The organism is Pseudoclavibacter terrae (genome assembly GCF_008831075.1).
Classification (GTDB): domain Bacteria; phylum Actinomycetota; class Actinomycetes; order Actinomycetales; family Microbacteriaceae; genus Pseudoclavibacter; species Pseudoclavibacter terrae.
On the sequence record NZ_WBJX01000006.1, the window covers coordinates 206,059 to 229,728 of the forward strand.

Here is a 23,670-nt window from a genome sequence, read left to right on the forward strand (position 1 = left end):
GGCGCGAATGGTTCTCAAGGTCCTTCGGAGCCCGTTCGCTATCGGTTGGGGAATCGCGCGTGTGAATCCGACATGAGGCGGTCGAGCTCCGGAGCGACCTCGCGCAGGGCGGGTTCGTCGAGGAGCGCGGAGTGGCGCGCCTGCACTGGGCTCGAGGTCACCGTGCCGGTGATGTGCGGCGCCCAGGCGTCGGGGCCGGGCCTGTCGGCCGGGACATCGACGCTCGCCTCGAAGACGTGCAGGTCACCGTGGAAGGTCGGCACGGGTGTCGTGTCGAGGAGGGCGCCCACGCGCAGGAAGCCCCGCACCATCCGCTCGATGCTGGCCGAAGGAATGTCCGCGAGCGGATTGCCTGCCCCTGCGAGCAGGGCGCGGACGGCATCCGCATCCAGCTCGTCGGCTGGCGCCTCCACCTCGTTCGCATCGAGGAAGGCACGCCACATGCGGTCGCCGCCATCCACGCCCGCGACCGAGGAGTGCTCGGTCGGGTACGCGTCGAGGATCGCGAGGAGCGCGACCTCGTCGCCGCGGTGCTGCAGGTGGGTGGCGAGGTGCTGGGCGAGGCGGCCGCCGAACGACCAGCCCACGAGCCGGTAGGGGCCGTCCGGCTGCACCGTCTTCATCGCGTCCACGTACTCGTCGAGCAGCTCGGCGAGCGTCTCGTGGTCGGTCTGCTCCCCGTCGTCCGGGGCGATGCCCGGCAGCTGGAGGCCGTAGAGCGGGCGGTCGCCGTCGAGGTGCGCGAGCAGCCCGGCGAACTTCCAGGAGATCCCACTGGCCGGGTGCACGGCGAACAGCGGTTCCTGGGGAACCGGGGAGCCGTCCTCGCGGGCTGGCCGCAACGGCAGGATCGTCCGGAGACTCTCCGCGATGTCGCCGCCTCCGCTGCTGGCGAGGGCAGCGAGCCCCTCGACGGTGGGTGCCTGGAACATGGCCTGCACGGGCAGCTCGGTGCCGAGAGCCACGTTGATGGCGCGGATGGTCGGCTGCGCCACGAACGAGTGGCCGCCGAGCGCGAAGAACGAGTCGTCAGCCCGCACATCCTCGACGTCAAGCACTTCGGCGAAGGCCGCCGCGACCGCCAGCTCGGCCCGCGTGCTCGGCTCGCGACCTGCACCGCCCGTCGCCTGGAACCGCGGCAGCGCATCCCGGTCGAGCTTTCCGTTCGGGGTGAGGGGGATGCTCGGGATGAGCTCGAGGCCCACGGGATGCATGTAGTCGGGCACCGCGCCGCGCACGGCACCGAGCACTCGGCTCGCGAGCTGCGCTCGGGCCTCGCCGTCTGCGACCGGCTCGCCGTCCGCGATGCCGGGCTCGCTCGGCACGATCCACGCGCCGAGCGCGAGTTGCCCGGCCGATTCGACGGGCAGGACCACGGCGTTGGCGACGCCAGGCTGGGCGCCGATCACCCGCGCCAGCTCTTCGGGCTCCACGCGGTGGCCGCGGATCTTGAGCTGGGCGTCGCTGCGGCCGAGCGACACGACTCGGCTCGGTTCGCCGTCGAGCGCATCCCGCACGACGACGAGGTCGCCCGTGCGGTACATGCGGCTGCCGTCGCGGGCGAACGGGTCGGCGACGAAGCGCTCTGCGGTGGCCTCCGACCGGCCCGTGTAGCCGTCGGCGAGCTGGGTGCCGGCGAGCCAGAGCTCGCCGACGCTGCCCACGGGGCTGGGGCGCAGGTGTGCGTCGAGCACGTAGCCGACGACGTCACCCGTCGTCGCCCCGAGCGAGGGGGCTGCCGTCTCGCCGACCTCGGCGAGCATCGAGTCGACGCCGACCTCCGTCGGGCCGTAGAGGTTCCACGCGCCAACCGTCGCGCGTCCACGCAGCCAGGTCCACAGCTCAGCGGTGATCGCTTCGCCTCCGAGCAGCATCGTGAACCCGTCGGCGTCGGGGAGGGAGTCGAGCCAGCTCTCGAGCCGCGTCTGCGTCATGAGCGCCTCGACGTAGCTCGGGGTGGTCTCCCACGCGCCGATGCGCCGATCCGCGAACAGCTGCACGAGCGCCTCGGGGTCACGACGCACGTCGTCGGCGACGACGTGCAGCTCGTGTCCGCTCGCGAGCCACAGGATCGGGTCCATGGCGGCGTCGAAGCCGACGCCCGTGGTGTGCGCCACGCGGATTCGCCGCGTCGCCGAGTCCGGCATGAAGGTCGAGCGGTGGCTCCGCAGCAGGCTCGCGAGGGCGCGGTGGGGAACCTGCACGCCCTTCGGCACGCCGGTCGTTCCCGAGGTGAAGATCAGGTACGCGGGGTCGTCGAGCGACACGTCGGGGAATCTTGCGGTCTCGGACTCCGCGGTGCCGTCAGCCAGGAGCTCCTCGAGTCCGCCGTCGAGGACGACGGCCGGATCTGCGGCCGCGAGCATCGCGTCGACGCGCTCGCTCGGGTACTCGGGGTCGATCGGCATGGCGACGGCGCCCGCCCGCCACACGGCGAGCAGTGCGGCGGCCGTGTCGACCGAGCGCGGCAGGCGGTAGGCGACGACGTCGCCGCGGCCCGCGCCGCGTCGGCGGAGCGCGCCAGCGAGCCGGTCGATGCGAGCTGTGAGCGCGCCGAAGTCGAGCTCCGCGTCCGGGGCCACGACCGCCAGTTCCGTGGGCGTGCGCGCGGCCGAGGCGGCGAAGGCGTCGAGCACGGTGCTCGGCTCGGACCTCGTGCCGCCGTCACTCTCCGCCCGAAGGGGCCAGGCATGCAGGCGTCCTGGCGTCCCTGGCACCTGGATCGTCTCGAGGGGCGCATCCGGTGTCGCGGTGGCCGCCGCGAGGTAGCCGAGGAGCCGTTCGACGAGGCCGCTGGCCGCGGCTGCGCTGAAGAGCGCCGAGTTGTATTCGAGCACGCCCGGCACGTCGGCGCCGGCCTCCGCACCCCGCAGCGTGAAGGACAGGTCGAACTTCGCGCCGCCCGTGCTCTCCGGAGCGACCGGGGTGACGGCGACGCCCGGCAGGGCGAGGGGGAGCGCGCTGTGCTCCTCGACCGCGAGCATCGTCTGGAAGAGCGGGTGGCGTCCGAGGACACGCTCCGGGGCCATCGCCTCGACGATGCGCTCGAACGGCACCTGCTCGTGGTCGATGCCGAAGAGCGCGGCCGTGCGTGCCGCCTCGACGGCATCGGCCAGCGTCGCCTCGTCGCCGAGCCGCACCCGGAGTGGCAGCGTGTTGACGAAGAATCCGACGAGGTCGCTGAGGTCGGCGTCCTGCCGGCCGGCGGAGGGGGCCCCGATGACGAGGTCCGTGCCGGCACCGGTCCGTGCGAGGAAGCCGGCGATCGCGCCGAGCCAGCCGTGGAAGGCGCTCGCCGACCGGCCCGCTGCGACGGAGCCGAGCGCGCTCGCGACCTCTGCGGGGACGCTGAATTCGAGCTGGCCGGCCGGCTGCGCGGTCTGCGCGGTCCGCGTGCCGTCGGCGGGGAGCTGCAGCACCGACGGGGCACCTTCGAGGTGGTCGGTCCACGCCGCGACCTGGTCTGCCTCATCCGCTGGTGCCCCGCTCGCCTGGATCAGGCGGGCGTAGTCGGCGAACTGAGCGGGCAGCGGGCGCTGGAGCGGCACCGAGCCGCTGCGACGTGCCGTGTAGGCCGTGGCGAGGTCGTGCGCCAGCGGCGCGAGGGAGGCGCCGTCGGTGGAGATGTGGTGGAGGACGAGCTCGAGCAGCCACGAGTCGTCGCCGGCGGGAGTCAGGCCTGCGCGCAGGGGAAGCTGGCTCGTCAGGTCGAAGCCGGCCGATGCGTCGACCGGCTCGTGCTGGAGCACACCGGCAGCGGGTTCGTGGATGCGCTGCACCGGAGCCCCATCGACTTCGGGGTACGTGGTGCGCAGCACTTCGTGCCTCGCGACGAGGTCGTCGACGGCGCCGGACAGCGCCTCGAGGTCGAGGTCGCCGTCGAGGCGAGCGCTGAGCACGACGTTGTAGTCGCCGGATTCGGGGGCGAGCTGGTTCAGGAACCAGAGGCGCGCCTGGCCGGGTGAGAGCGGCAGGGGCTCGCCGTCGACGCGCGGGTTGGCCGCGGTCCACTCGTGGAGCGGTGGACGCGAGCTCGGCCCGTCGGCCGGTCCGGCCACCGGGTGCTCGCCCGCGCGGCCGAGCACGGCGAGGAGGCCGGCCGGCGTGGGGGCGTCGAAGATCGCGCGCAGGGGAGGGGCGGCGCCGAAGCGCTGGCGCAGCTCACCGGCGAGCGCCACGGCGAGCAGGGAGTGCCCTCCGAGCCGGAAGAAGTCGTCGTCGAGGCCGACCTCCTCGAGGCCGATGACGGCGGCGAACGCCTCGCACATGCTGCGTTCGTCGACCGTCTCGGGCGTGCGGGATCCTGCTGCCGACTCCGGCGCGGGGAGCGCGGCGACGTCGACCTTGCCGTTCGGGGTCAGCGGGAGCCGCTCGAGCACCGTGACGGTGGCAGGAACCATATAGTCGGGCAGCTCGGCGCGGGCGAGCGAGAGGACGGCGTCGGCGTCGGTTGCCCCGGCGACCCAGGCGACGAGCCTCGCGCTGTCCGGACCTGCCGGAGCGTGGATCGTCGCGACGGCGGCCTCGACGCCTGGCGTGCGCTCGAGGCTGCGCTCGACGTCGCCGAGTTCGATGCGGTAGCCGCGGAGCTTCACCTGGTCGTCGTCCCGTCGGAGGAACTCGAGTTCGCCGGAGGGGTGGCGGCGGACGATGTCGCCGGTCCGGTAGAGGCGGGTGCCGTCTCCCGAGGGGTCGGCGATGAAGGCGCTCGCCGTCTCGGCGGCGCGTCCCAGGTAGCCGTGGGCCTCGGAGGCGCCAGCAAGGTGGAGTTCACCCGGCACGCCGTCCGGCACGTCGCGAAGGTAGTCGTCGAGCACACGAGCGGTCACGTTGGCGACCGGGCGGCCGATGCGGACCCCTCCCGGCTCGGTCAGGCGGGTCACGACGGAGTCCACCGCGAACTCGCTCGGGCCGTAGAGGTTCCATGCCTCGACTCCGTCCGCGCGGAGCAGGGCGTCCCACAGGTCGGCCGAGACGGCCTCTCCGCCGAGGGCGACGAGCAGCGGAGTCTCGCGTTCGGCGCTCTGCGCGAGGAGATCGGTGCCGATGAGCTGGCGCACGTACGACGGCGTCGTCTCGAGCACGTCGATCGAGGAACCGGACACGCGCTGCACCAGTTCGTCGGCATTGCGCCGCGTGGCGTCGGACGCCATCAGGAGGCTCGACCCCGCGGCGAGCCAGAGGATCGGGTCCCAGGCGGCGTCGAAGCCGAGGCCGGCCACGTGCAGCACGCGCGGGGGGCGCCCGCCGAGGACCTCGAGGAGTGGGGAGATCATCGCGTGGAGGTGCTGCGCGAGGACGTTCGCGAGGGCGGAGTGCGGCACCTGGACGCCTTTGGGGGCACCGGTGGTGCCGGACGTGAACACGAGGTAGGCGGGCTGCTCGGGGAGCGGCGGGGCGGGCAGGTCGAGCTCCGACTCGCCGGAGCCGAGCTCGACGAGCGAGGTGGGGTCGACGGTCCGAGTCCGGGTGGAGCCGGCGAGGGAGCTGAGGCGCGCCTCGTCGGCCGCGACGAGCAGAACGGGGGTGCTGGCGTCGAGGATCTGCGTGATGCGGGCATCCGGGTAGTCGATGTCGACGGGCACCGCGATGGCGCCGCTGCGGAGCGCGGCGAGCACGAGCGTCACGGCGTCGCCGGAGCGAGGCAGGGCGATGGCTACTCGGTCTCCCGGGCGAACGCCAGAGGCGACGAGGCCACGGGCCGCGGCGTCGATGCGCTCGCCGAGCTCGGCGAAGGTGAGGCGTTCGGCGTCGTCCTCGAGGGCCAGCTCTCCTGGGAGGCGGCGGATGCTCGTGGCGAGCTCATCGAGGATGGTCCCGTCCACCGGCAGGCGTTCGCCGTGGGCCTGCGCGTCGATCCGCTGCTGGGTCTCCCGGTCGAGGGCCGGGAGGTCGGAGAGGGGGCGCTCGACGGTGTCGATCATTGCGGAGAGCATGCGGTCGACCGTGTCGCGCATCCGCCCGATCGTCGACTCGTCGAAGAGCGCGAGGTCGTAGGCGAGGGCGGCTTCGAGCGGGCCTGCGTCGCCGGCCGGGGTCGAGAAGTCGAGCATGAGGTCGGTCTTGACGCCGGCGGTCGTGACCTGGCTCGGGACGGTCACGACGACCTCGCCGAGGTCGAGCTTCGCCGACTCGGTGTTCTGGAGCGTGAGGAGCACCTGGAAGACGGGGTGGCGGTCGGCCACTCGCGGCGGCCGGAGGGCATCGACGACGGCATCGAAGGGCACGTCCTGGTGGGCGTAGGACTCGGTGTTGCCGACGCGCACACGCTCGATGAGCTCGCCGAGCGTCGGGTTGCCTTCGAGCGAGGTGCGCAGCGCGACCGTGTTGACGAAGAACCCGACGAGTCGCTCGAGCTTCGGGTCCACGCGTCCGGCCACCGGGGTGCCGACGACGATGTCCTTGCCGGCTCCGTGCTGGCCGAGCGCCGCGGCGACTGCCGCGTGCAGGACGATGAAGAGACTCGTCCGGTGCCTCGCCGCGACCTCGCGGAGGGCGAGGTGGCGCTCCGCGTCCAGCTCGAAGGCGAGGTGGCCGATGTCGCTCGGCCGTGCGCCGCGCTCGCGGTCTCGAGGCAGGGCGATCTCGTCGGGTGCGTCGGCGAGCGTGCGCCGCCAGAAGTCGAGCTGCGTGCTCATGGCGCTCGAGGGGTCGTCCTCGGAGCCGAGCGACTCCCGCTGCCACAGCGTGTAGTCGGCGTAGGAGACGGGGAGCTCTGGCAGCACCTCGTCGGGCGAGGCGCGCCTCTCGCCGGCGGCCGCCGCGACGTGGCTCGAGTAGGCCGCGGAGAGGTCGGCGGCGAAGGGGGCGAGCGACCAGCCGTCCGAGGCGATGTGGTGCATCGTCGCGACGAGCACGTGGTTCGTCGGCGAGGTGCGCAGGAGGACGGCGCGCAGCGGCACCTCGCGGGTCACGTCGAAGGGGCGCAGCGACTCCTGGCGGACGATGTCGTCCACCCGATCTTCTGGCACCTCGACGGAGGTGAAGGCGGGGGCGCCGGCGTCGATCGGGAGGATGCGCTGCCTCGGTTCACCATCGACGTAGGGGAAGACGGTGCGCAGCGGCTCGTGGCGCTCTGCGATGTCCCGGAAGGCGGCCCGGAGCGCCGCCTCGTCGAGCCTGCCTTCGAGGTGCAGCACGATGGGGATGTTGTAGGCGCTGGAGCCTGGCTCGAGGCTGTTCAGGAACCACAGGCGCCGCTGGGCGAGGGAGACCTGGAGCTCGTCGCCGTGGGGCGTCGGGGCCAGGGGGAGGGCGCGGGCGGAGTCGGTGCTGTCGTCGTCGTCGAGCGCGGCGAGACCCGCGACGGTCGGGCGCTCGAAGACGTCGCGCACCGTGATCTGACGGTCGAGGCGCTCCGTGAGCTGCGAGGCGAGCTTGGTGGCGAGCAGGGAGTGGCCGCCCGCGCCGAAGAAGTCCTCGTCGACGCCGATCGATGCGATGCCGAGCACGTCGGCGAAGGCCTCTGCGGTGACGCGCTCGGCGCGGGTGCGCGGCTGCTGCACCGGGTCGTTCGGGCGCTGCTCTGGGGCGGGCAGCGCCCGCCGGTCGAGTTTGCCGTTCGGGGTCATGGGCAGCTCGCTCAGGGCGAGCACGCTGCTCGGGACCATGTAGCCGGGCAGGTCGGCGGCGAGTGCCGCCTTCGTCTGCGCGGCGAGGTCCACCTGCTGGCGCTCGCCGGTCACGTATCCCACGATGCGTGCGGATGCGCCGTCGCCCACGACGATCGCGGCGGCGGCTGAGACTCCCGGCTGCCTGCGCAGCGCGGCCTCGACCTCCGCGAGCTCGACCCGGTAGCCGCGGATCTTCACCTGCTCGTCGATGCGGCCGAGGAAGCGGAGCGAGCCGCTGCGACGGCGACGGACGACGTCGCCCGTGCGGTACATCCTGGTGCCGTCGCCGGCGAACGGGTCGGCGAGGAAGCGCTCGGCGCTGAGGCCGGGCTGGCCGACGTAGCCGGACGCGACGTTGGCGCCGGCGAGGTAGAGCTCGCCGATGGCGCCTGCCGGCACCGGGGTGAGCGAGGCGTCGAGGAGGTAGTGGCGCGTGTTGCGCACCGAGCTGCCGATGTGCGGCTCCGAGCCCTGCACGATGGGCGCGATGAGGCTGTCGACGGTCGTCTCGGTGGGGCCGTAGAGGTTGAGGGCGGAGACGTCCGGCTGGGCCGCGAGCGCGTCCCAGAGGGCGGGCCCGACGGCTTCCCCGCCGAGCGCGATCTCGGTCGGGTACCTGTCCTGCTCGAAGAGGCCGCCCGCGATGAGCGCCTCTGCGAACGACGGGGTCGTCTCGATCGCGTCGATGTCCTGTTCGGCGAGGTACGCGGCGAGGCGCTGCGGGTCGCGGCGCACGTCGTCGTCGATGAGGTGCAGCTCGTGGCCGGCGAAGAGCCACAGCAGCGGGTCCCACGCGGCGTCGAACGAGAGGCCGGCCGTGTGGGCGACCCTCACGGGCCGACCGAGGCGCTCGGCTGCCGGGTCGAAGATCTCGGCGCGGTGGTGCTCGAAGAGGTTGCGCAGCGCGAGGCGGTCCACCCCGACGCCCTTGGGGCGTCCGGTGCTTCCCGAGGTGAAGACGACGTAGGCGAGCTCGGAGGGGGAGACGGGCGCGAGACCGCTCGGGTCGGCGGACCGCTTGCGCCAGGCGATGGAGGTGTCGGCGTCGATCGGCAGGGTCGCGACGCGCCAGGATGCGCCATCGGCGAGGTCGCGCTGCTCCTGGGCCCTGCTCGTCAGCAGGAGCGCGGGCGACGCGTCCTCGATCATGTTGCCGACGCGGTCGATGGGGTACTCGGGGTCGAGGGGGACGTAGACGCCGCCAGCCTTGAGCACGGCGAGCACGAGCATCGGGAGGTGCTTGCTGCGCTCGATGCGCACCGCCACCGTTCGCCCGGGACCGACGCCCTCGCCGACGAGGTGGTGCGCGAGGCGGGTGGAGAGCTCGTCGAGCTCCGAGAAGGTGAGCGTGCCGTCAGCTGCGACGACCGCGGGAGCCGTGTCGCGGACCGCGGCGACCTTCGAGAACGCGCGCAGCACCGACTCCTGGCCGATCGGCACGTCGTCGCCGGAGCCCTGCTCGAGGAGTCCGGCGATCTCGTCCGCTCGCACCACGTTGGCGTCCGTGACGGTGGTTGTCCTGGGCTCGTCGAGCACCTGCGAGAGCAGCTCGAGCATCCGTCCCGCGTGCTCGCCGAGGACCTCGGCCGTGTAGAGCTCGGCGTCGCCCTCGAGCTGGAGCGTTGGCGCGGCGGCCTCGCTCGTCAGCCCGGAGATGACGACCGACAGGTCGTGCACCGGACCGGTCGAGAGGATGTTGACGGTGCCGCGGGCGCGGCCGAAGACGAGTTCGTCGATGACGGGGAGCAGGTTGACGGAGGGGCCGGCGAGGGTGTGCGTCTGCGCGACCTCCTCGACCCGGAACTGCTGGTGCGCGACGGCGCCGCGCACGGCGTTGCCGGCGTTGGCGATGACCTCGGAGAGGCTCAGCCCCGGGGCGACGTCGACGCGCAGGGGCAGGATGCTCGACAGCATGGACGGGGTGGTCTTCGCGACCTTCCCGCGCCTCGCCGTGACGGGGAGGCCGAGTGAGACCCGAACCTGGCCGGTCATCTTCGACAGGTAGAGGGCGACCAGCCCGACCGCCGTCTTCGGCATGTCGCGACCGAGCGCGCGCAGGCGCCGGGCGTCGGCGTCCGGGATGCTCGTCGACACGCGCACGACGTGCCTGGCCGCCCGGCCGGTGGTTCCCTCGAGCCCGGTCACGACGCTGTCGTCGGCGAGCTGCTCCCGCCAGTAGTCGGCGTCGGCCGCGTGCTGATCGGAGACCGCGTACTCGTCGAGGTGGGCCTGCAGCTCGGGCAGTCCGGGAAGGGGAGACGCGGTGCGCGCGGCGAGGTGCGCGATCGGGCCGGCGAGCAGGGCGCCGAGCACTCCGCGAGGGGCGCTCCTCTCGAGCCGGGTGTACGCGCCGGCGAGGTAGCGGAGGCCCACGACGGCGGAGTAGCCGTCGAGGAGCACGTGGTGCACACGCTGGAAGAGCAGCCAGCGAGCGTCCGCGACCCGGTACAGGGTCGTGCCGAGCAGGTCGCGTCCCGTCATCGACCTGGGCGTCTCGAGCTCGCGGTCCATGCGCTCGAGGGCGACCTCGACGGCCGCCTCCTCGCCGTGCTCGCGCAGGTCCGTCACCGAGAGGAGGTCCGCGGTGGGCGATGGGCGTTCGATGACAGCGTACGGTCCGTCGCCGTCCTCGGCGAGCACGAGGCTCATCGCGTCCAGGTCCGCCACGGTCTTGGTGAACGCGATGCGCAGCAGGCGCTCGTCGAGCTGCCCCCGGAGGTCCAGGTACTGACCGATCTGGTAGCTCGGGTTGTCGGGATCCAGCTGCTGGGCGTACCAGATGCCGAGCTGCGCCGGGGTGAGGCGGAGGCGATCCGCCACCGCTCCGTCACCGTGCTGGCGGCTCTCGGCCCACTGGCTGCTCGGGGCCTGCTGGCCGCTCGGGGTCTGCTGACTGGTCTGCGTCTGCTGGGTGGCCTTCGTCACTGTGCGCTCCTCATAGCGGTGCCGAGGTCTCCCTCGGCACCTGGTCTCCTGCTGTGCTGCGGCTGGTCGCCGCTGCTGGCCTCCCTCAGACGGAGGCGCGGCCGCTACTGGAACTGGCCGATCTGCAGGGAGTTGAGGAGACCGCCGAGGTCGATGAGGGGGCCGTCGATGAGGGGGCCGTTGATGAGCGCGCCGCTCGCCGTCGTCGAGACGGAGCTCGCGGGTGCGAGGTCGGCTGCGCTCGCGGGGGCGGCCGTCAGGGCGACTGCGCCGAGAGAGAGGGCCGCGGCCGTGGAGAGGCTGGCGATGGTGCGCGTCGTCGTCTTCTTCATTGTCTTGCTCCTCAGTTCGCTGTGTGCCTGGTTGGTCACAGGAGTCGTTCGGAACCCATCTGGCGGCGGTTTGGCAACAATGCGGGCCCTCTCGGCCGTTTCACAGCTAGCCTGAACGCGTGTTCGACTGGCTGATAGCTATCCCCCCGCTGCTCGTTGTCCTCCTCGTGGCCGTCATCGTCACGCTCGAGAGTCTCGGCTTGCCCCTCCCTGGCGAGAGCGTGCTCATCGCCGCGGTCATCATGAGCCTCGCCAACGCGGGAATCGACCCGTGGCTGCTCGCCGCCGCTGCGGCCGCAGGCGCCATCCTGGGCGACTCGATCGGCTACTACATCGGCAAGCGCTGGGGCGCGCGCCTGCTGCGCTACCTCTCGCAGCGCTTCCCGAAGCACTTCAGCGTCGCGCGGATCAACGCCGCCGTCGGGCTCATGCAGAAATGGGGCGCGTACGCCGTCTTCTTCGGTCGCTTCATCGCGCTGCTCCGCGTCTTCGCGGGCCCCCTCGCCGGTGCCATGGCCATGCCGTACGGACGCTTCTTCGTCGCGAACGCCCTCGGCGGCGTCGCCTGGGCGGCCGGTGTCACCGCCATCACCGTCGCCCTCGGGAAGAGCGCTCTCGCGCTCATCCACGCGTTCGGCTGGGCCGCGCTCGCCGTCGCCGTCGTCGTGGTCATCGTCATCGTCGCGGTCGTCGTGTACCGAGCGCGCAACCGACCTGAGGGGGCGGATGCGAGCAGCGAGACCGAGCAGGAGCTCGACCTGCTCATCCCCGCCGCCCAGGATGCGCAGCAGACCGCCCCTGGAGGCGCCGCCGTCCGCGACGCAGTCGGGGCGGCTGTCCGCCCGCTCGTCACGTTCGCTCGTCGTGCTCCGTTCACGACCATCCTCGTCCTCGTCCTCATCGTCGGAGGCGTCGCCACCGGCGCGATGTGGCACCTGTCACGAGCGCAACCCTGGTACGGGGACGTGGCCTTCGGGCTGCCGCCGCTCCAGGCTGGCATGTGGTGGACTCCCATCACGGGGTCTCTGCTCGGCAACGGCGCCTGGCACTACGCGCTCCTCATCGTGCAGCTGCTCATCGTCGGCGGAGTCTTCGAGTTCCGCTTCGGCTGGAAGCGCACCGCTCTGGTCTTCCTCGCCGGTCAGGCGCTCGCCGTGCTCGGCACGCTCGCCATCGTCGCCGCGCTCGCCCCGACCGGGTGGGAATGGGCGACCAGACTCGCGGGCAGCCTCGACGTGGGGGCATCCGGTGGCATCGCCGCACTGACCGCGGCCCTCGTCTGGGTCCTCCGACCGCCATGGCGCCTGCGACTGGGGCTCGCGCTCGGGGCGCTCGTCTCCCTGCGCCTCCTCTACGTGGGTGACCTCGCAGACCTCGAGCACTTCCTCCCGGTCGCCGTCATCTTCACCATCTACGCCGTGCAGCGGCACCGCAAGACGGGCCTCGCAACAAGCACGCGCGAAGACCGCCTCATCGCCTTCACGGCGCTCATCGGCCTCGGTGCGGCGCAGGTCGTCGCCGCTCTCTTCACGCTCGACGGGCCGCTCGGCAAGTCGACCGCTGAGACCGAGACCTGGGTCGGCGTCGCGATCGACGTCGTCGTGATCCTCCTCGTCGCGAACGGCATCAGGAGAGGACAGCGCTTCGCGTGGATCGTCGCAGTCGCCCTCGGCATCTTCAACCTGCTCGAGCTCGCGCTCATCGTCCTCGACGTCGCGACGTCCGGCAGCCTCGACGACGGTCTGACCATGAACTTCACGGGATCGCTGCTCTGGGTGCTCGTCGTGCTCTTCCTCGTCGTCGCCCGCAGGTCCTTCGCCGTGCGCGTGCGCCCGTCGAAGAACTCGATCTCCGGAGACCGGCGAGGAACGGTCGAGGAGGCCCGCGAGATCCTCCCGAGAGTCGGGGGCAGCACGATCTCCTGGATGACGCTCTGGCCCCGAAACCATTACCTGATGAGTCCCAAGAAGGACGGCTATATCGCCTACCAGGAGTACTCGGGGGTCGCGCTCGCCCTCGGCGACCCCGTCGCGCCGGCGACGGAGCTGAGCGACCTCATCCATGACTTCGCCTCCCGCGCCGAGCTCGCCGGGCACACGCCGGCGTTCTTCTCGGCGACGCAGGCGACTGTGGACGCCGCCCCGTCGAGCTGGCAGCGCGTCCAGGTGGCGGAGGACACGATCATCGACCTCCCCGGTCTCGAGCTCAAGGGCAAGCCGTGGCAGCCCGTCCGCTCCGCCGTGAACCGGGCCGAACGTGAAGGCATCCGCTTCAAGATGACGACCCTCGCCGAGGAGCCGTGGGCTGTGCTCGCGCAGGTGCGCGCGATCTCCGAGGACTGGGTGGGCGACAAGGGGCTGCCCGAGATGGGCTTCACGCTCGGCGGCGTCGACGAGGCGCTCGACCCGGCCGTGCGGCTCGGCATCGCGATCGACGACGACGGCAGCGTGCACGGGGTCACCTCGTGGCTGCCCGTGTACGGCGGTGATGGCGAGGTCCGGGGTTGGACGCTCGACCTCATGCGTCGACGTGACGGTGGCTTCAAGCCCGTCATGGAGTTCCTGATCATCTCGTCGGCGATGGCCTTCCGGGATGAGGGCGCGGCCTTCGCCTCGCTGTCGGGAGCACCATTGGCCGGGTCGGGTGAAGCTCAGGCGACCGCGCTCGACCAGGTGCTGAGCCAGGTCTCGGAGATCCTCGAACCGCTCTACGGGTTCTCATCGCTGCACAACTTCAAGACGAAGTTCAACCCGAGGTACGAGCCCATGTACCTGCTGTACCGGGACGAGGCCGACCTGCCGCGCATCGGCATCGGCCTGACCCGCGCGTACCTCCCGACCGCGACGACCGGTCAGCTCATCAGAGCAGGACTCGGGGCCGGCAAGTAGCGTCTGGCGTCCTTCTCGCCGAGCGCGGCCGCTTCGTCGAGCCACTGCACGCGCTTCTCCGCCGTCGAGGTCTTGACGGGGGAGAAGCGCGTGACCGCGATGGGCGAGAGGCCGATGAAGCCGAGCACGTGCGTCTTGAGCTGGCGGACGGGCGTGTTGCCGGTGAGGCGAAGGTAGATGCCCGGGCTGTCCGCGGTCAGGATGATGCGCGCGCTGCGTCCCTTGAGGAGGCCCTTGGGGAGCATGCCCGAGGCGTCGTAGGCCATGCGAGGGAGCAGGAGCCTGTCGAAGAACCCCTGCAGCAGCGACGGCACGGAGCCCCACCAGACCGGGGTGACGAGCACGATCCGCGCCGCCGCCTGGATCGCGGCCCAGGCCTCCTGCAGGTCGGGCTCCAGCTCCTGCCGCCTGGTGTAGCCGAAGCGCAGGTTCTGGTCGAACGTGAGGTCTCGCACGGCGAGGACCCTGGCGTCGCCGTGCGCGTCCGCGTAGCGCTTCGCAAGTGCCGCGCTGAGGGAGTTCGGGTTGGGGTGGCCGTCGATGACGAGGGTGTGCATGCTGGCTCCAGGCCTTGAAGTGGACAGTGTCAAGATGTGACGAGAGTCAGCCTAGCTACAATGTTGCTCATGTCAAGATCGGATGCGCCCTACCACCACGGCAACCTCGGCCCCGTCCTCGAGGCAGCCGGCGTCGAGCTGCTGGCGCAGAAGCCGCACTCGTCGATCAGCCTCCGCGAGCTGGCGCGAGAGGCGGACGTCAGCCACAACGCGCCATACCACCACTTCGGCGACAAGACCGGACTCTTCAAGCGGCTCGGCGAAGTGAGCATGCAGCGGCTTGTCGACCAGTTCCTGGCCGCGGATGCGCCAGGCCTCGACGCGCAGGAGCGCGCGCTTGCGCTCGGTGCCGCCTACGTCGAGTTCGCTGTCGACAACCCGCACGCGTTCACGCTGATCTACGACCCCGAGGTCTGCGTGCCCGGTTCCCCGAGCGAGACCATGGCCCCGCTCATCAGTCAGCTCGAGGACACGCTCGGCGATGCGGCGGCGGGGCTCGACCCCGAGGCTGACGCTGGGCGAGTCGAGGCGCGTGCGACGGCCCTCTGGGCGACCATGCAGGGGCTCGCGTACCTGGTGATCGCGGGGCACCTCACCCGCGCCCAGATCAGGCCCGCGATCGCCGAGTCGCTTCGCCGCTGAAGCGCCTCGGTCATGGTCTCGATGTGAGACTCGGATCAGGCCCGCGACTCGACGACGCCGACGACCCGTCGTTCGCGCGTCGCCTCCGCCTTCGCGGACTCGAGGCTGGGCTCACGCACCGTCCTGCCCCAGGGTGGAGCGCCGTCGGCCGGGCCGCGACGTCGGCGTTCCACCACGGGGTGCTCATCGGCGCGGTGGAGGTCGTGAGGCAGGAGTTCTGCGAGATTCGCTGCTCGGATGCGTCGGATTGTCGGCGGCTTGTGCCACGATCGACCCACGCGATGACGCTCGTCGTCTGCGAGAACGAAAGGCCGGACCATGGCAGCCATCCTGAACCCGTACATCCACCTCATCGACAACGCGCGCGAGGCGCTCGAGTACTACAAGGAGGTGTTCGGGGGTGAGCTCGTCATGAGCACCTTCGGTGGCTCTGGCATGCCCATGGACGGTTCCGAGTCGGAGAAGATCATGCACGGCCAGCTCACGACCACGAGCGGTTTCACGATCATGGCCTCGGACACCCCGTCCTTCATCGAGCCCAGCCCGGGACGAACGGTCGAGATCTCCATCAGCGGTGATGCGGCGGATGAGCTGCGCGGCTACTGGGACAAGCTCGCCGATGGCGGCGAGATCGAGCAGCCCCTCGTGCAGGCGCCGTGGGGCGACACGTTCGGAATGCTCGTCGACCGCTTCGGGATCGCGTGGATGATCAACATCCTGGGAAGCTGACGAGTGCGCTGCATGCGATCAGCCTGACTGCGCCGTACACTTGACGCCGACCTACTGCGAGGTGAGTGACCCTGGTGCCATCGAGTTTCGACGTGACGTCGCTTGCTTCTCTCGACACTTCGGCGTTGCCGCGAATCGGACGAGCCGTCGGGCGCGGGAGCGCGCACGCCAAGCTCATCCTCTTCGGCGAGCACGTCGTCGTCTACGGAAAGCCCGCCGTCGCGCTTCCGCTTCGTGCCATGCGCATGCGGGCCACCGCGTGGCGGGAGGGCACGGAGCCCCGGTTCGAGTCGGATCACTACACGGGTCCGCTTGCTGCTGCTCCCGAGATCGTCGAGGCGCCACGCACGGCGATCGAGGAGACCCTCAAGGCCATCGGCGGCGAACTCGAGGGCCTGACGGTCGCCGTCCGGGGCAACATCCCGCTCGGGCGCGGCCTCGGGTCGAGCGCCGCGGCGGCCGGAGCCATCGTCGACGCTGTCTCGCGACTGCACAACGTCACGCTCTCCGGCGGCGAGCACTTCGCGCTCGTCCAGCTGGCGGAGCAGGTAGCGCACGGGAAGCCGAGCGGACTCGATGCGCTGGCGACGACCATCCCGTCGCCCATCCGGTTCCAGAACGCCAGCGCCGTGCCGGTTCCCGTCGCGCTGGACGCGTGCTTCGTGATCGCCGACACGGGCGTGCACGGCTCGACGCGACAGGCCGTCGATGACGTGCGCACCTCACTCGAGCGCGACCACGACGCGACGATGACCATCATCGACACCCTCGGAGAGCTCTCCGACCTGGCCATCACCGACCTCGAGACCAACGCGCCTCGCTCGCTCGGCGTCCGCATGTCCGACGCACACGAGCTGCTCTCGCGGCTTGGCGTGAGCCATCCGGCTCTCGACGACCTCGTGGCCGCCGCGGTGGGGGCGGGGGCGTTCGGTGCGAAGCTCACGGGCGGCGGCCTCGGTGGATGCATCGTGGCGGTCGTCGAGCGCGGCAACGCAGCGGCGGTCGCCGCCGCACTGCAGGGCGCGGGGGCCATCCAGACCTGGAGCATCACCAGCACGGGCACCCCGCTGTGAGGGCGACCGCCGTCGCCTTCCCGAACATCGCGCTCATCAAGTACTGGGGAAAGCGCGACGAGGCGCTGATCATCCCGCAGACCTCGAGCCTCTCGCTGACGCTCGCCGTCTACCCGACCACGACGACCGTCACGCTGGCGGCCGACGGCGAGCAGCACCAGGTCCTCCAGGACGGCGCCCCCATGCCGCAGGCGGCGTCCGTCAAGGTGGCCAGGTTCCTCGACCATGTCGGACAGCTGGCCGGCAGCTCCCGGGGCGCGTGCGTCGAGACGAGCAACGCCGGACCGACCGGAGCAGGCCTGGCGTCGTCGGCCTCCGGTTTCGCCGCCCTCGCTGCCGCGGCTGCGGCGGCGTACGGGCTCGACCTCTCGTCCCGCGACCTCTCGCGACTCGCCAGGCGTGGCTCCGGATCCGCCTCGCGTTCGATCTTCGGCGGCTTCGCCGTCTGGAACGCCGGCACTGACGACCTCAGCTCCTACGCGGAGCCCGTGAGCGACGCGCACGTCGACGCAGCCATGGTGCTCGGCATCGTCAACGCTGGGGCGAAGCCGATCTCCAGCAGGGACGCCATGCGCCGCACGGTCGAGACCTCGCCGTACAACGCTCCGTGGGTCGAGACGAACCCGACCGAGCTGGCCCTCATGCGCGACGCGCTGCGCCGGGGCGACTTCACGGAGGTCGGCGAGATCTCCGAGCGAAACGCCCTCCGCATGCACGCGGCGATGCTCGGCGCGGTGCCGCCCGTCCGATACCTCACCGCGGGCAGCATGGCGCTGCTCGATGCCGTGGCAGAGCTCCGTCGCGGTGGCCTCGAGGCGTACGCGACCATGGACGCGGGACCCAATGTCAAGACGCTGTGCCGCTCCGCTGATGCCCCCGCGGTCCGCGCCGCGCTCGCGGCGGCAGCTCCAGGCATCGAGTTCGTGATCGCCGAGTCAGGTCCCGGTGTGGCCGTCTCGGGTCCGGATGACGCGGACGACGCCCCCGCTGCCCGCGGAGCCACGCGGTGATCGTCGCCGAAGCCCCGGGCAAGCTCTTCATCACCGGCGAGTACGCGGTTGTCGAACCAGGCAGGCACGCCGTGATCGTGGGAGTCTCCAGGCTCATCCGCGCCCGCCTCGTCGCCGCCGGAGGCGGCGATGGCAGCACTGTCCGCTCGCGGCACTTCGGGCCGACCCCGGTGCCCGTCAGCATGGGAGGCGACTCGGTCTCGATCGACGCGCCGGGTGCCGAGCTCGTGCGGGAGTGCATCCGCGTCGTGGTCCAGCTCGCACGCGAGCGGGGGACCGAGGCCTCGCCGTTCGCGCTCGAGATCGAGAGCGAGCTCGACGACGAGCACGGCCGCAAGTTCGGACTCGGATCGAGCGGCGCGGTGGCCGTCGTCACGGTGCGCGCCGTCGCCGAGCACCTCGGTCTCGGCCTCGACGACGACGCGGTCTTCCGCCTCGCGACCCTCGCGACGATCGAGCTGCGCCCGGCCGCCTCGTGCGCTGACATCGCGACGAGCACCCTGGGGGGATGGGTGCACTACGCGTCGCCCGACCGCCTCGCCGTGCGCGAGCTGCGTCGCGCGAGCGGGGTCGAGGCGAGCCTGAACGAGACCTGGCCAGGGCTCGTGCTCGAGTCGCTGCCTGATCCGGGTTCCATGGTGCTGCACGTGGGGTGGACCTCAGCACCAGCCTCGACGGCCGAGCTCGTCGGCACGCTCCACGCGGGGGACTGGCGCTCGAGCACCGAGTACGCAACCTTCCTCAGCGAGAGCGACAGGATCACGGCGGCCCTCGTCGCGGCGGTCCGAGCCGACAGCGTCGAGCACGCCCTCCTGGCCATCCGCGACGCGGCCGACAACCTCGAGGCGCTGGACGAGCTGAGCGGCATCGGCATCCGCACCCCCGCGCTGCTGGATCTCATCGCCGCGGCACGCGGCGTCGGGATACCGGCGAAGACCTCGGGGGCAGGTGGCGGCGACTGCGGAATCGCGTTGGCGCCGGCCCGCGACGAGGCACTCGACGCCGCGTGGCGCGCCGCCGGCATCGAGGTCCTGGACCTGCACGTCATACCGCACCGTCGAGTTGGAGTTCGCGAACATGGGTAACCGCAAGGACGAGCACGTCGACCTGGCCCTCGAGCAGCGGTCGGGCATCACGCGCAACGACTTCGACGACGTGCGCTTCGTGCATCACGCCCTCGGCGGGGTCGACCGCGGGTCCGTCTCGACGGCCGTCGAGGTCGCCGGTGCCAACTGGCCTGTGCCGTTCTACCTCAACGGCATGACGGGCGGCAGCGAGCGCACCGGGGCCATCAACCGCGACCTGGCGGTTGCGGCTCGCGAGACGGGCATCGCCATGGCCGCGGGCTCGCTCTCCGCCTATCTCAAGGATGCCGCCACGGCACCCAGCTTCCGCGTCATCCGCGATGAGAACCCGGACGGGTTCGTCATGGCCAACGTCAACGCCACCGTCAGCTCCGACGATGCTCAGCACGCCGTCGATCTGCTCGAGGCGGACGCGCTGCAGATCCACATCAACTCGGTGCAGGAGACCGTGATGCCGGAGGGCGACCGGGACTTCGCTGCATGGCCGGGGGCGATCGAGGCCATCGTGCAGCGCGTCGGCGTTCCGGTCATCGTCAAAGAGGTCGGATTCGGACTCAGCTCGAAGACGCTCGCGCGTCTCGCCGAGCTCGGAGTGTCGTACGCGGACGTCAGCGGCCGGGGTGGCACGGACTTCGCCAAGATCGAGAACTCCAGACGGCGCCTGGGCGACTACGCGTCGCTGGTCGGCTGGGGACAGTCGACCCCTGAGGCGCTCATCGAGGCAGACGCCAGCACTTCGCCCACGCCCGTCCTGCTCGCCTCAGGCGGCGTGCGAACGCCACTCGACGTCTTGAGGGCGCTTGCCCTCGGCGCGCGAGCCGTGGGCGTCTCGGGCCACTTCCTCGAGGTGCTCGTCGAGGAGGGCCTCGAGACGCTCGTCGAGCACATCCGCTCCTGGCAGGATCAGCTCGCCGCGCTGCAGACCATGCTCGGGGCTCCCACCCCTGCGGCCCTGCGGCAGCAGGAGCTCATCCTCCACGGCGCGCTCCTCGAGTTCTGCGCCTCCCGCGGCATCGACCCGGCCGTCGTCTCGCGAGCCCGCGGGCGCGGCACCCTCCCATCGAAAGGACAGCGATGAGCACCGAGCTCCTCGACCACGCACCCGTTCCGCTCAAGTGGGTGGGCCCAGTCCGCGTGACCGGAAACGTCATGGAGGGTGAGCAGCTCGTGCCGCTCGCGACCTACGAGCAGCCCCTGTGGCCGTCGGTCGGCCGAGGCGCCAAGATGTCGATGCTCGTGCCGGACGGCATCAAAGCGACCCTGATCGACGAGCGCATGAGCCGCTCGGTGCTCTTCGAGGCTGACGACGCCGGAGTCGCGCTCAAGGCGCTGCACGAGATCCAGGCGCACATGCACCTGCTGCAGGAGGTGGTCGCGACGAGCAGTCGCTTCGCACGCCTCATCGACCTGCACGCGCAGATCGCAGGCAACCTGCTCTTCCTTCGGTTCGAGCTCACCACCGGCGACGCTTCCGGCCACAACATGGTGACGCTCGCCTCGGAGCGGCTCATGGACTTCATCCTGCGCCGCTGGCCTGAGCTGCGGTACGAGTCGATCTCCGGCAACTTCTGCTCAGACAAGAAGGCCACGGCCGTCAACGGCATCCTGGGACGAGGCAAGAACGTCGTGACGGAGCTCGTGCTCCCGCGGCGCACCGTCGAACGGTGGCTGCGGTCGACCCCCGAGAAGATCGCGCAGCTCAATGTGCGCAAGAACCTCATCGGCACGATGCTGGCGGGCGGGCTGCGGACCGGCAACGCGCACTACGCGAACATGCTCCTCGGCTTCTTCCTCGCCACGGGGCAGGATGCGGCGAACATCGTCGAAGGCTCGCAGGGCATCACCCATGCCGAGGTGCGCGACGGGGACCTCTACTTCTCCTGCACGCTGCCCAATCTCATCGTCGGGAGCGTCGGCAACGGCAAGGGGCTCGATTTCATCGAGGCGAACCTCGCACGCCTGGGCTGCAAGGAAGATCGTGAGCCCGGAGCGAACGCTCGGCGACTGGCCGTACTGTGTGCGGCAACCGTTCTCTGCGGCGAGCTCTCCCTCATGGCCGCCCAGACGAACCAAGGCGAGCTGATGGCCTCGCACCTCAAGCTGGAACGCGCCGCGAACTGAGCGACGCGCGGAAACGAGCGAACACTATGACAACACCAATCGGCATCCACGACCTCGCGTTCGCGACGGGGTCCCGAGTGCTCGACCTCTCGGTGATCGCCGAGCGGCTCGGCACAGAGCTCGAGAAGTACACCATCGGCATCGGCCAGGAGCGGATGAGCATCACCGCGGCCGACGAGGACGTCGTCACGATGGGTGCGGCCGCGGCGAAGCAGATCATCGACCGGCACGGATCCGAGGGGATCCGCACCGTCCTGTTCGCGACGGAAACCGGCATCGACCAGTCGAAGGCGGCCGGTGTGTACGTGCACCAGCTGCTCGGCCTGCCGGCCACCTGCCGAGTCGTCGAGCTCAAGCAGGCCTGCTACTCAGCCACCGCCGCTCTGCAGTTCGCCACGGCGCTCGTCGCACGCGATCCGAGGCAACGCGTGCTCGTCGTGGCGAGCGACGTCGCGCGCTACGAACTGGGGTCGAGCGGGGAGCCGACCCAGGGGGCCGGCGCCGTCGCCATGCTGGTGGCGGCCGACCCGGACCTGGTCGTCATCGAGCCAGGCTCAGGGGTGTTCACGAGCGACATCATGGACTTCTGGCGCCCGAATGGCCAGGTCACCGCGCTTGTGGACGGCAAGTACTCGATTCGCGCCTATCTCCAGGCCGTGGAGAACGCGTGGAACGACTACACCGCGCAGGGCGGATTCCCGATCGGCGACTTCCATCGCTTCTGCTACCACCAGCCGTTTACCAAGATGGCCTCGAAAGCGCACCGCCACCTCATCAAGACAGCCGGAGGCGACCTCGAACCGGCCATTCTCGACGCCCAGATCGCGCCAACGTTGCGCTACAACAGGGTCATCGGCAACACGTACACGGCCTCGATCTACCTCGCGCTCCTGAGCCTGCTCGACAGCGAGGAAGACCTGGAGGGCAGGCGAATCGGCTTCCTGAGCTACGGCTCCGGAAGCGTTGCTGAGTTCTTCGGCGGCACGGTTCAACCCGGATATCGAGAGCATTTGCGAACCGAAGAGAATCGAGCAACGCTCGCGAATCGTGTTTCGATCGATGCCGTGGAATACCTGAAGTGGCATGAACGTCGGGATCCGAGCGAGTTGGGCGAGTTCACGCTCCCGAACGAGACTGCGGGCCCATTCCGTCTGGCCGGGTTCAGCGACCTCAAACGCGAGTACGCCGCTACGCAGTGATTCCACTGGTGGGCGGGGTTAGCATTCGGGTATGAGCGAGAACATCACCGTCGGAGTCGCTGGTAACCATCCTGGAATCGTCGCGACGCGGTGGGCGGCAGCCCGTGCGTCACGCGGACGGAAACGCCTGCGACTCGCGCATATCGTCGATCCGAGGATCGCGGGCGCCGGCAATCCGGACCTGATGATCGAGGCGGAGGCGGCGGCGGCGCGCATCCTGCAGGAGGCGACCGAAGCCGCGCTTTCCGTCGACGCCGGCCTCGACGTGGAGACCGTCGTGCTGACGGGCGCTGTCATCGAGACCCTCGCCGAGCTCTCGAAGTCCTCCGGGCTGCTTGTCGTCGGCAGCAACCGTGGGGATGCACCGGGACGCGCGAGCGGCACGCACAGCGTTCGCGTCGCAGCTGCCAGCGAATCGCCGGTGGCGGTCGTCCCGGACACCGATCTCTCGGCCCGACGCGGCGTCGTCGTCGGGGTCGATGGGTCGGACCTGTCGGAGAACGCGCTGGCGGTCGCCGCGGAGGAAGCGAGCCGCGCGGGGGAGCCCCTCATCCCCGTGCATGCCTGGCATGCCCCGAATGTGTACGGAGGGGGCGTCATCGTCACAGGTGACTTCTTCGATGAGCTGCGTCTCGCCGCCGAGGAGACGCTCTCACTCGCCCTCGCGGGTCTGAGGGGTCGCTACCCGGACCTTGAGATCACCCCGGTTGTGGTCGAGGGCATTCCGGACATGGCCATTCTCGACGCCGCGCACTCAGCGTCGCTGGTCGTCGTCGGCAGCCGGGGGCGGGGGGCCTTCGCCCGGCTCCTGCTCGGCTCCGTGAGCCACGGAGTCCTTGCGCACCTCGAGACTCCGACGATCGTCGCCAAGTAACGGCGGGCCGCACAGCAAGAGGGCCGGGCGGCTTCCGCCGTCTGGCCCTCTTCCTGCGTGTGGTCTCGGAGGGTGGGCCAGCGAGACCTTGCGCGTCCGCGCCTACGCGGTGGCTGCTTCGTAGTCCTCGATGATGGAACCGGGAATACGACCCCGGTCGGAGATCTTGTGTCCTTCCGCGCGAGCCCAGGCGCGGATAGCGGCGAGATCACGCTTCGGGCGGTTCGAGGCGGAACCGGCGGACTTCGACTTTCGCGACTTGGCTACCGTGCGGGCGGCCGAAACGTAGTCGGCCAATGCATCGCGGAGCTTCTTGGCGTTTTCGTCGGAGAGATCGATCTCGTAGTCGGTTCCGTCGAGCGCGAATTGAACCGTCTCGCCTTCGCCTTCGGCGAGTGAACTCGAGTCGATGTCGTCGACGAGCTGGTAGATGACTTTCCGAGCCATGGGATCCCCTTCGTTAAATGCAGACCGAGGACATGCTAGATGATTATCCGGTGATTTGAATCCAGGTTTCTTCTGGTGGGGAGTTCGCACCCTATGCACTCGGCGCGCTAGGTCGCGACACGATGAGGGAAAACGTCTCCCGAAGTCATTTCGGTTCGCATCCGAGTTCCTCGTG

At 70.6% G+C, this 23,670-nt stretch carries 15 protein-coding genes; 10 read left to right on the forward strand and 5 right to left on the reverse strand.

Features of this window, described 5'->3' with window-relative positions; genetic code table 11:
• Window positions 1-38: 38 nt before the first annotated feature.
• A complete protein-coding gene (locus F8O03_RS16270; protein WP_244296340.1) occupies window positions 39-10,538 on the reverse strand; it encodes a non-ribosomal peptide synthetase in 10,500 nt (3,499 codons plus the stop codon).
• A gap of 104 nt (window positions 10,539-10,642) precedes the next feature.
• Window positions 10,643-10,870: a hypothetical protein gene (locus F8O03_RS16275; protein WP_104311480.1), complete on the reverse strand. Its 228-nt coding sequence runs from the start codon at window positions 10,868-10,870 to the stop codon at window positions 10,643-10,645.
• A gap of 119 nt (window positions 10,871-10,989) precedes the next feature.
• Here F8O03_RS16275 and F8O03_RS16280 point away from each other — a divergent pair, with 119 nt between their 5' ends.
• The gene (locus F8O03_RS16280; RefSeq protein ID WP_151424787.1) at window positions 10,990-13,758 is read left to right on the forward strand and encodes a rhomboid family intramembrane serine protease; all 2,769 of its coding nucleotides are present in this window, start codon (window positions 10,990-10,992) and stop codon (window positions 13,756-13,758) included.
• Here F8O03_RS16280 and F8O03_RS16285 read toward each other — a convergent pair.
• A complete protein-coding gene (locus F8O03_RS16285; protein ID WP_151424788.1) occupies window positions 13,722-14,315 on the reverse strand; it encodes an NAD(P)H-dependent oxidoreductase in 594 nt (197 codons plus the stop codon). The two genes, F8O03_RS16280 and F8O03_RS16285, sit on opposite strands and share 37 nt — an antisense overlap.
• 69 nt (window positions 14,316-14,384) lie before the next feature.
• Between F8O03_RS16285 and F8O03_RS16290 the strand changes: the two genes are divergently transcribed.
• A complete protein-coding gene (locus tag F8O03_RS16290; RefSeq protein ID WP_151424789.1) occupies window positions 14,385-14,957 on the forward strand; it encodes a TetR/AcrR family transcriptional regulator in 573 nt (190 codons plus the stop codon).
• Window positions 14,958-14,992: 35 nt separating this feature from the next.
• On the opposite strand, the gene F8O03_RS18165 is transcribed toward F8O03_RS16290, so the two are convergent.
• Window positions 14,993-15,133 (reverse strand): hypothetical protein, encoded by a 141-nt coding sequence (locus F8O03_RS18165; protein WP_167516617.1) that lies wholly within the window; start codon window positions 15,131-15,133, stop codon window positions 14,993-14,995.
• 142 nt (window positions 15,134-15,275) lie between these two features.
• On the opposite strand from F8O03_RS18165, the gene F8O03_RS16295 reads away from it, so the two are divergent.
• The 8 genes from F8O03_RS16295 to F8O03_RS16330 all read left to right on the forward strand — a co-directional run bounded on the left by F8O03_RS16295 (window position 15,276) and on the right by F8O03_RS16330 (window position 23,048).
• Window positions 15,276-15,686: a VOC family protein gene (locus F8O03_RS16295; protein WP_151424790.1), complete on the forward strand. Its 411-nt coding sequence runs from the start codon at window positions 15,276-15,278 to the stop codon at window positions 15,684-15,686.
• Between the two features lie 125 nt (window positions 15,687-15,811).
• Window positions 15,812-16,759: a mevalonate kinase gene (gene mvk / locus F8O03_RS16300; RefSeq protein ID WP_167516618.1), complete on the forward strand. Its 948-nt coding sequence runs from the start codon at window positions 15,812-15,814 to the stop codon at window positions 16,757-16,759.
• Entirely contained in the window at window positions 16,756-17,769 is a 1,014-nt protein-coding gene (mvaD, locus tag F8O03_RS16305) for a diphosphomevalonate decarboxylase (RefSeq protein ID WP_244296341.1), read from the forward strand. Before mvk ends, mvaD begins: the two co-directional genes overlap by 4 nt.
• Window positions 17,766-18,854, forward strand: coding sequence for a phosphomevalonate kinase (locus F8O03_RS16310; protein WP_151424793.1), 1,089 nt, complete (start codon window positions 17,766-17,768; stop codon window positions 18,852-18,854). The genes mvaD and F8O03_RS16310 overlap by 4 nt, the downstream gene beginning before the upstream one ends.
• Window positions 18,847-19,932 (forward strand): type 2 isopentenyl-diphosphate Delta-isomerase, encoded by a 1,086-nt coding sequence (gene fni, locus F8O03_RS16315; protein WP_151424794.1) that lies wholly within the window; start codon window positions 18,847-18,849, stop codon window positions 19,930-19,932. The genes F8O03_RS16310 and fni overlap by 8 nt, the downstream gene beginning before the upstream one ends.
• The gene (locus F8O03_RS16320) at window positions 19,929-20,975 is read left to right on the forward strand and encodes a hydroxymethylglutaryl-CoA reductase (protein WP_104253046.1); all 1,047 of its coding nucleotides are present in this window, start codon (window positions 19,929-19,931) and stop codon (window positions 20,973-20,975) included. Before fni ends, F8O03_RS16320 begins: the two co-directional genes overlap by 4 nt.
• A 26-nt stretch (window positions 20,976-21,001) precedes the next feature.
• Complete coding sequence (locus F8O03_RS16325) at window positions 21,002-22,174, forward strand: hydroxymethylglutaryl-CoA synthase (protein ID WP_151424795.1); 1,173 nt, start codon at window positions 21,002-21,004, stop codon at window positions 22,172-22,174.
• A 31-nt stretch (window positions 22,175-22,205) separates the two neighbouring features.
• Window positions 22,206-23,048, forward strand: coding sequence for a universal stress protein (locus tag F8O03_RS16330; protein WP_104253044.1), 843 nt, complete (start codon window positions 22,206-22,208; stop codon window positions 23,046-23,048).
• Between the two features lie 102 nt (window positions 23,049-23,150).
• On the opposite strand, the gene F8O03_RS16335 is transcribed toward F8O03_RS16330, so the two are convergent.
• Window positions 23,151-23,495: a histone-like nucleoid-structuring protein Lsr2 gene (locus F8O03_RS16335; protein WP_104253043.1), complete on the reverse strand. Its 345-nt coding sequence runs from the start codon at window positions 23,493-23,495 to the stop codon at window positions 23,151-23,153.
• Between the last annotated feature and the right edge of the window lie 175 nt (window positions 23,496-23,670).

Bases quoted from the DNA above. Each gene is read 5' to 3' on its own strand.
- F8O03_RS16275 (WP_104311480.1), bottom strand. From the start codon at position 10,870: ATGAAGAAGACGACGACGCGCACCATCGCCAGCCTCTCCACGGCCGCG.
- F8O03_RS16285 (WP_151424788.1), bottom strand. From the start codon at position 14,315: ATGCACACCCTCGTCATCGACGGCCACCCCAACCCGAACTCCCTCAGC.
- F8O03_RS16290 (WP_151424789.1), top strand. From the start codon at position 14,385: ATGTCAAGATCGGATGCGCCCTACCACCACGGCAACCTCGGCCCCGTC.
- F8O03_RS16295 (WP_151424790.1), top strand. From the start codon at position 15,276: ATGGCAGCCATCCTGAACCCGTACATCCACCTCATCGACAACGCGCGC.
- fni (WP_151424794.1), top strand. From the start codon at position 18,847: ATGGGTAACCGCAAGGACGAGCACGTCGACCTGGCCCTCGAGCAGCGG.
- F8O03_RS16320 (WP_104253046.1), top strand. From the start codon at position 19,929: ATGAGCACCGAGCTCCTCGACCACGCACCCGTTCCGCTCAAGTGGGTG.
- F8O03_RS16325 (WP_151424795.1), top strand. From the start codon at position 21,002: ATGACAACACCAATCGGCATCCACGACCTCGCGTTCGCGACGGGGTCC.
- F8O03_RS16330 (WP_104253044.1), top strand. From the start codon at position 22,206: ATGAGCGAGAACATCACCGTCGGAGTCGCTGGTAACCATCCTGGAATC.
- F8O03_RS16335 (WP_104253043.1), bottom strand. From the start codon at position 23,495: ATGGCTCGGAAAGTCATCTACCAGCTCGTCGACGACATCGACTCGAGT.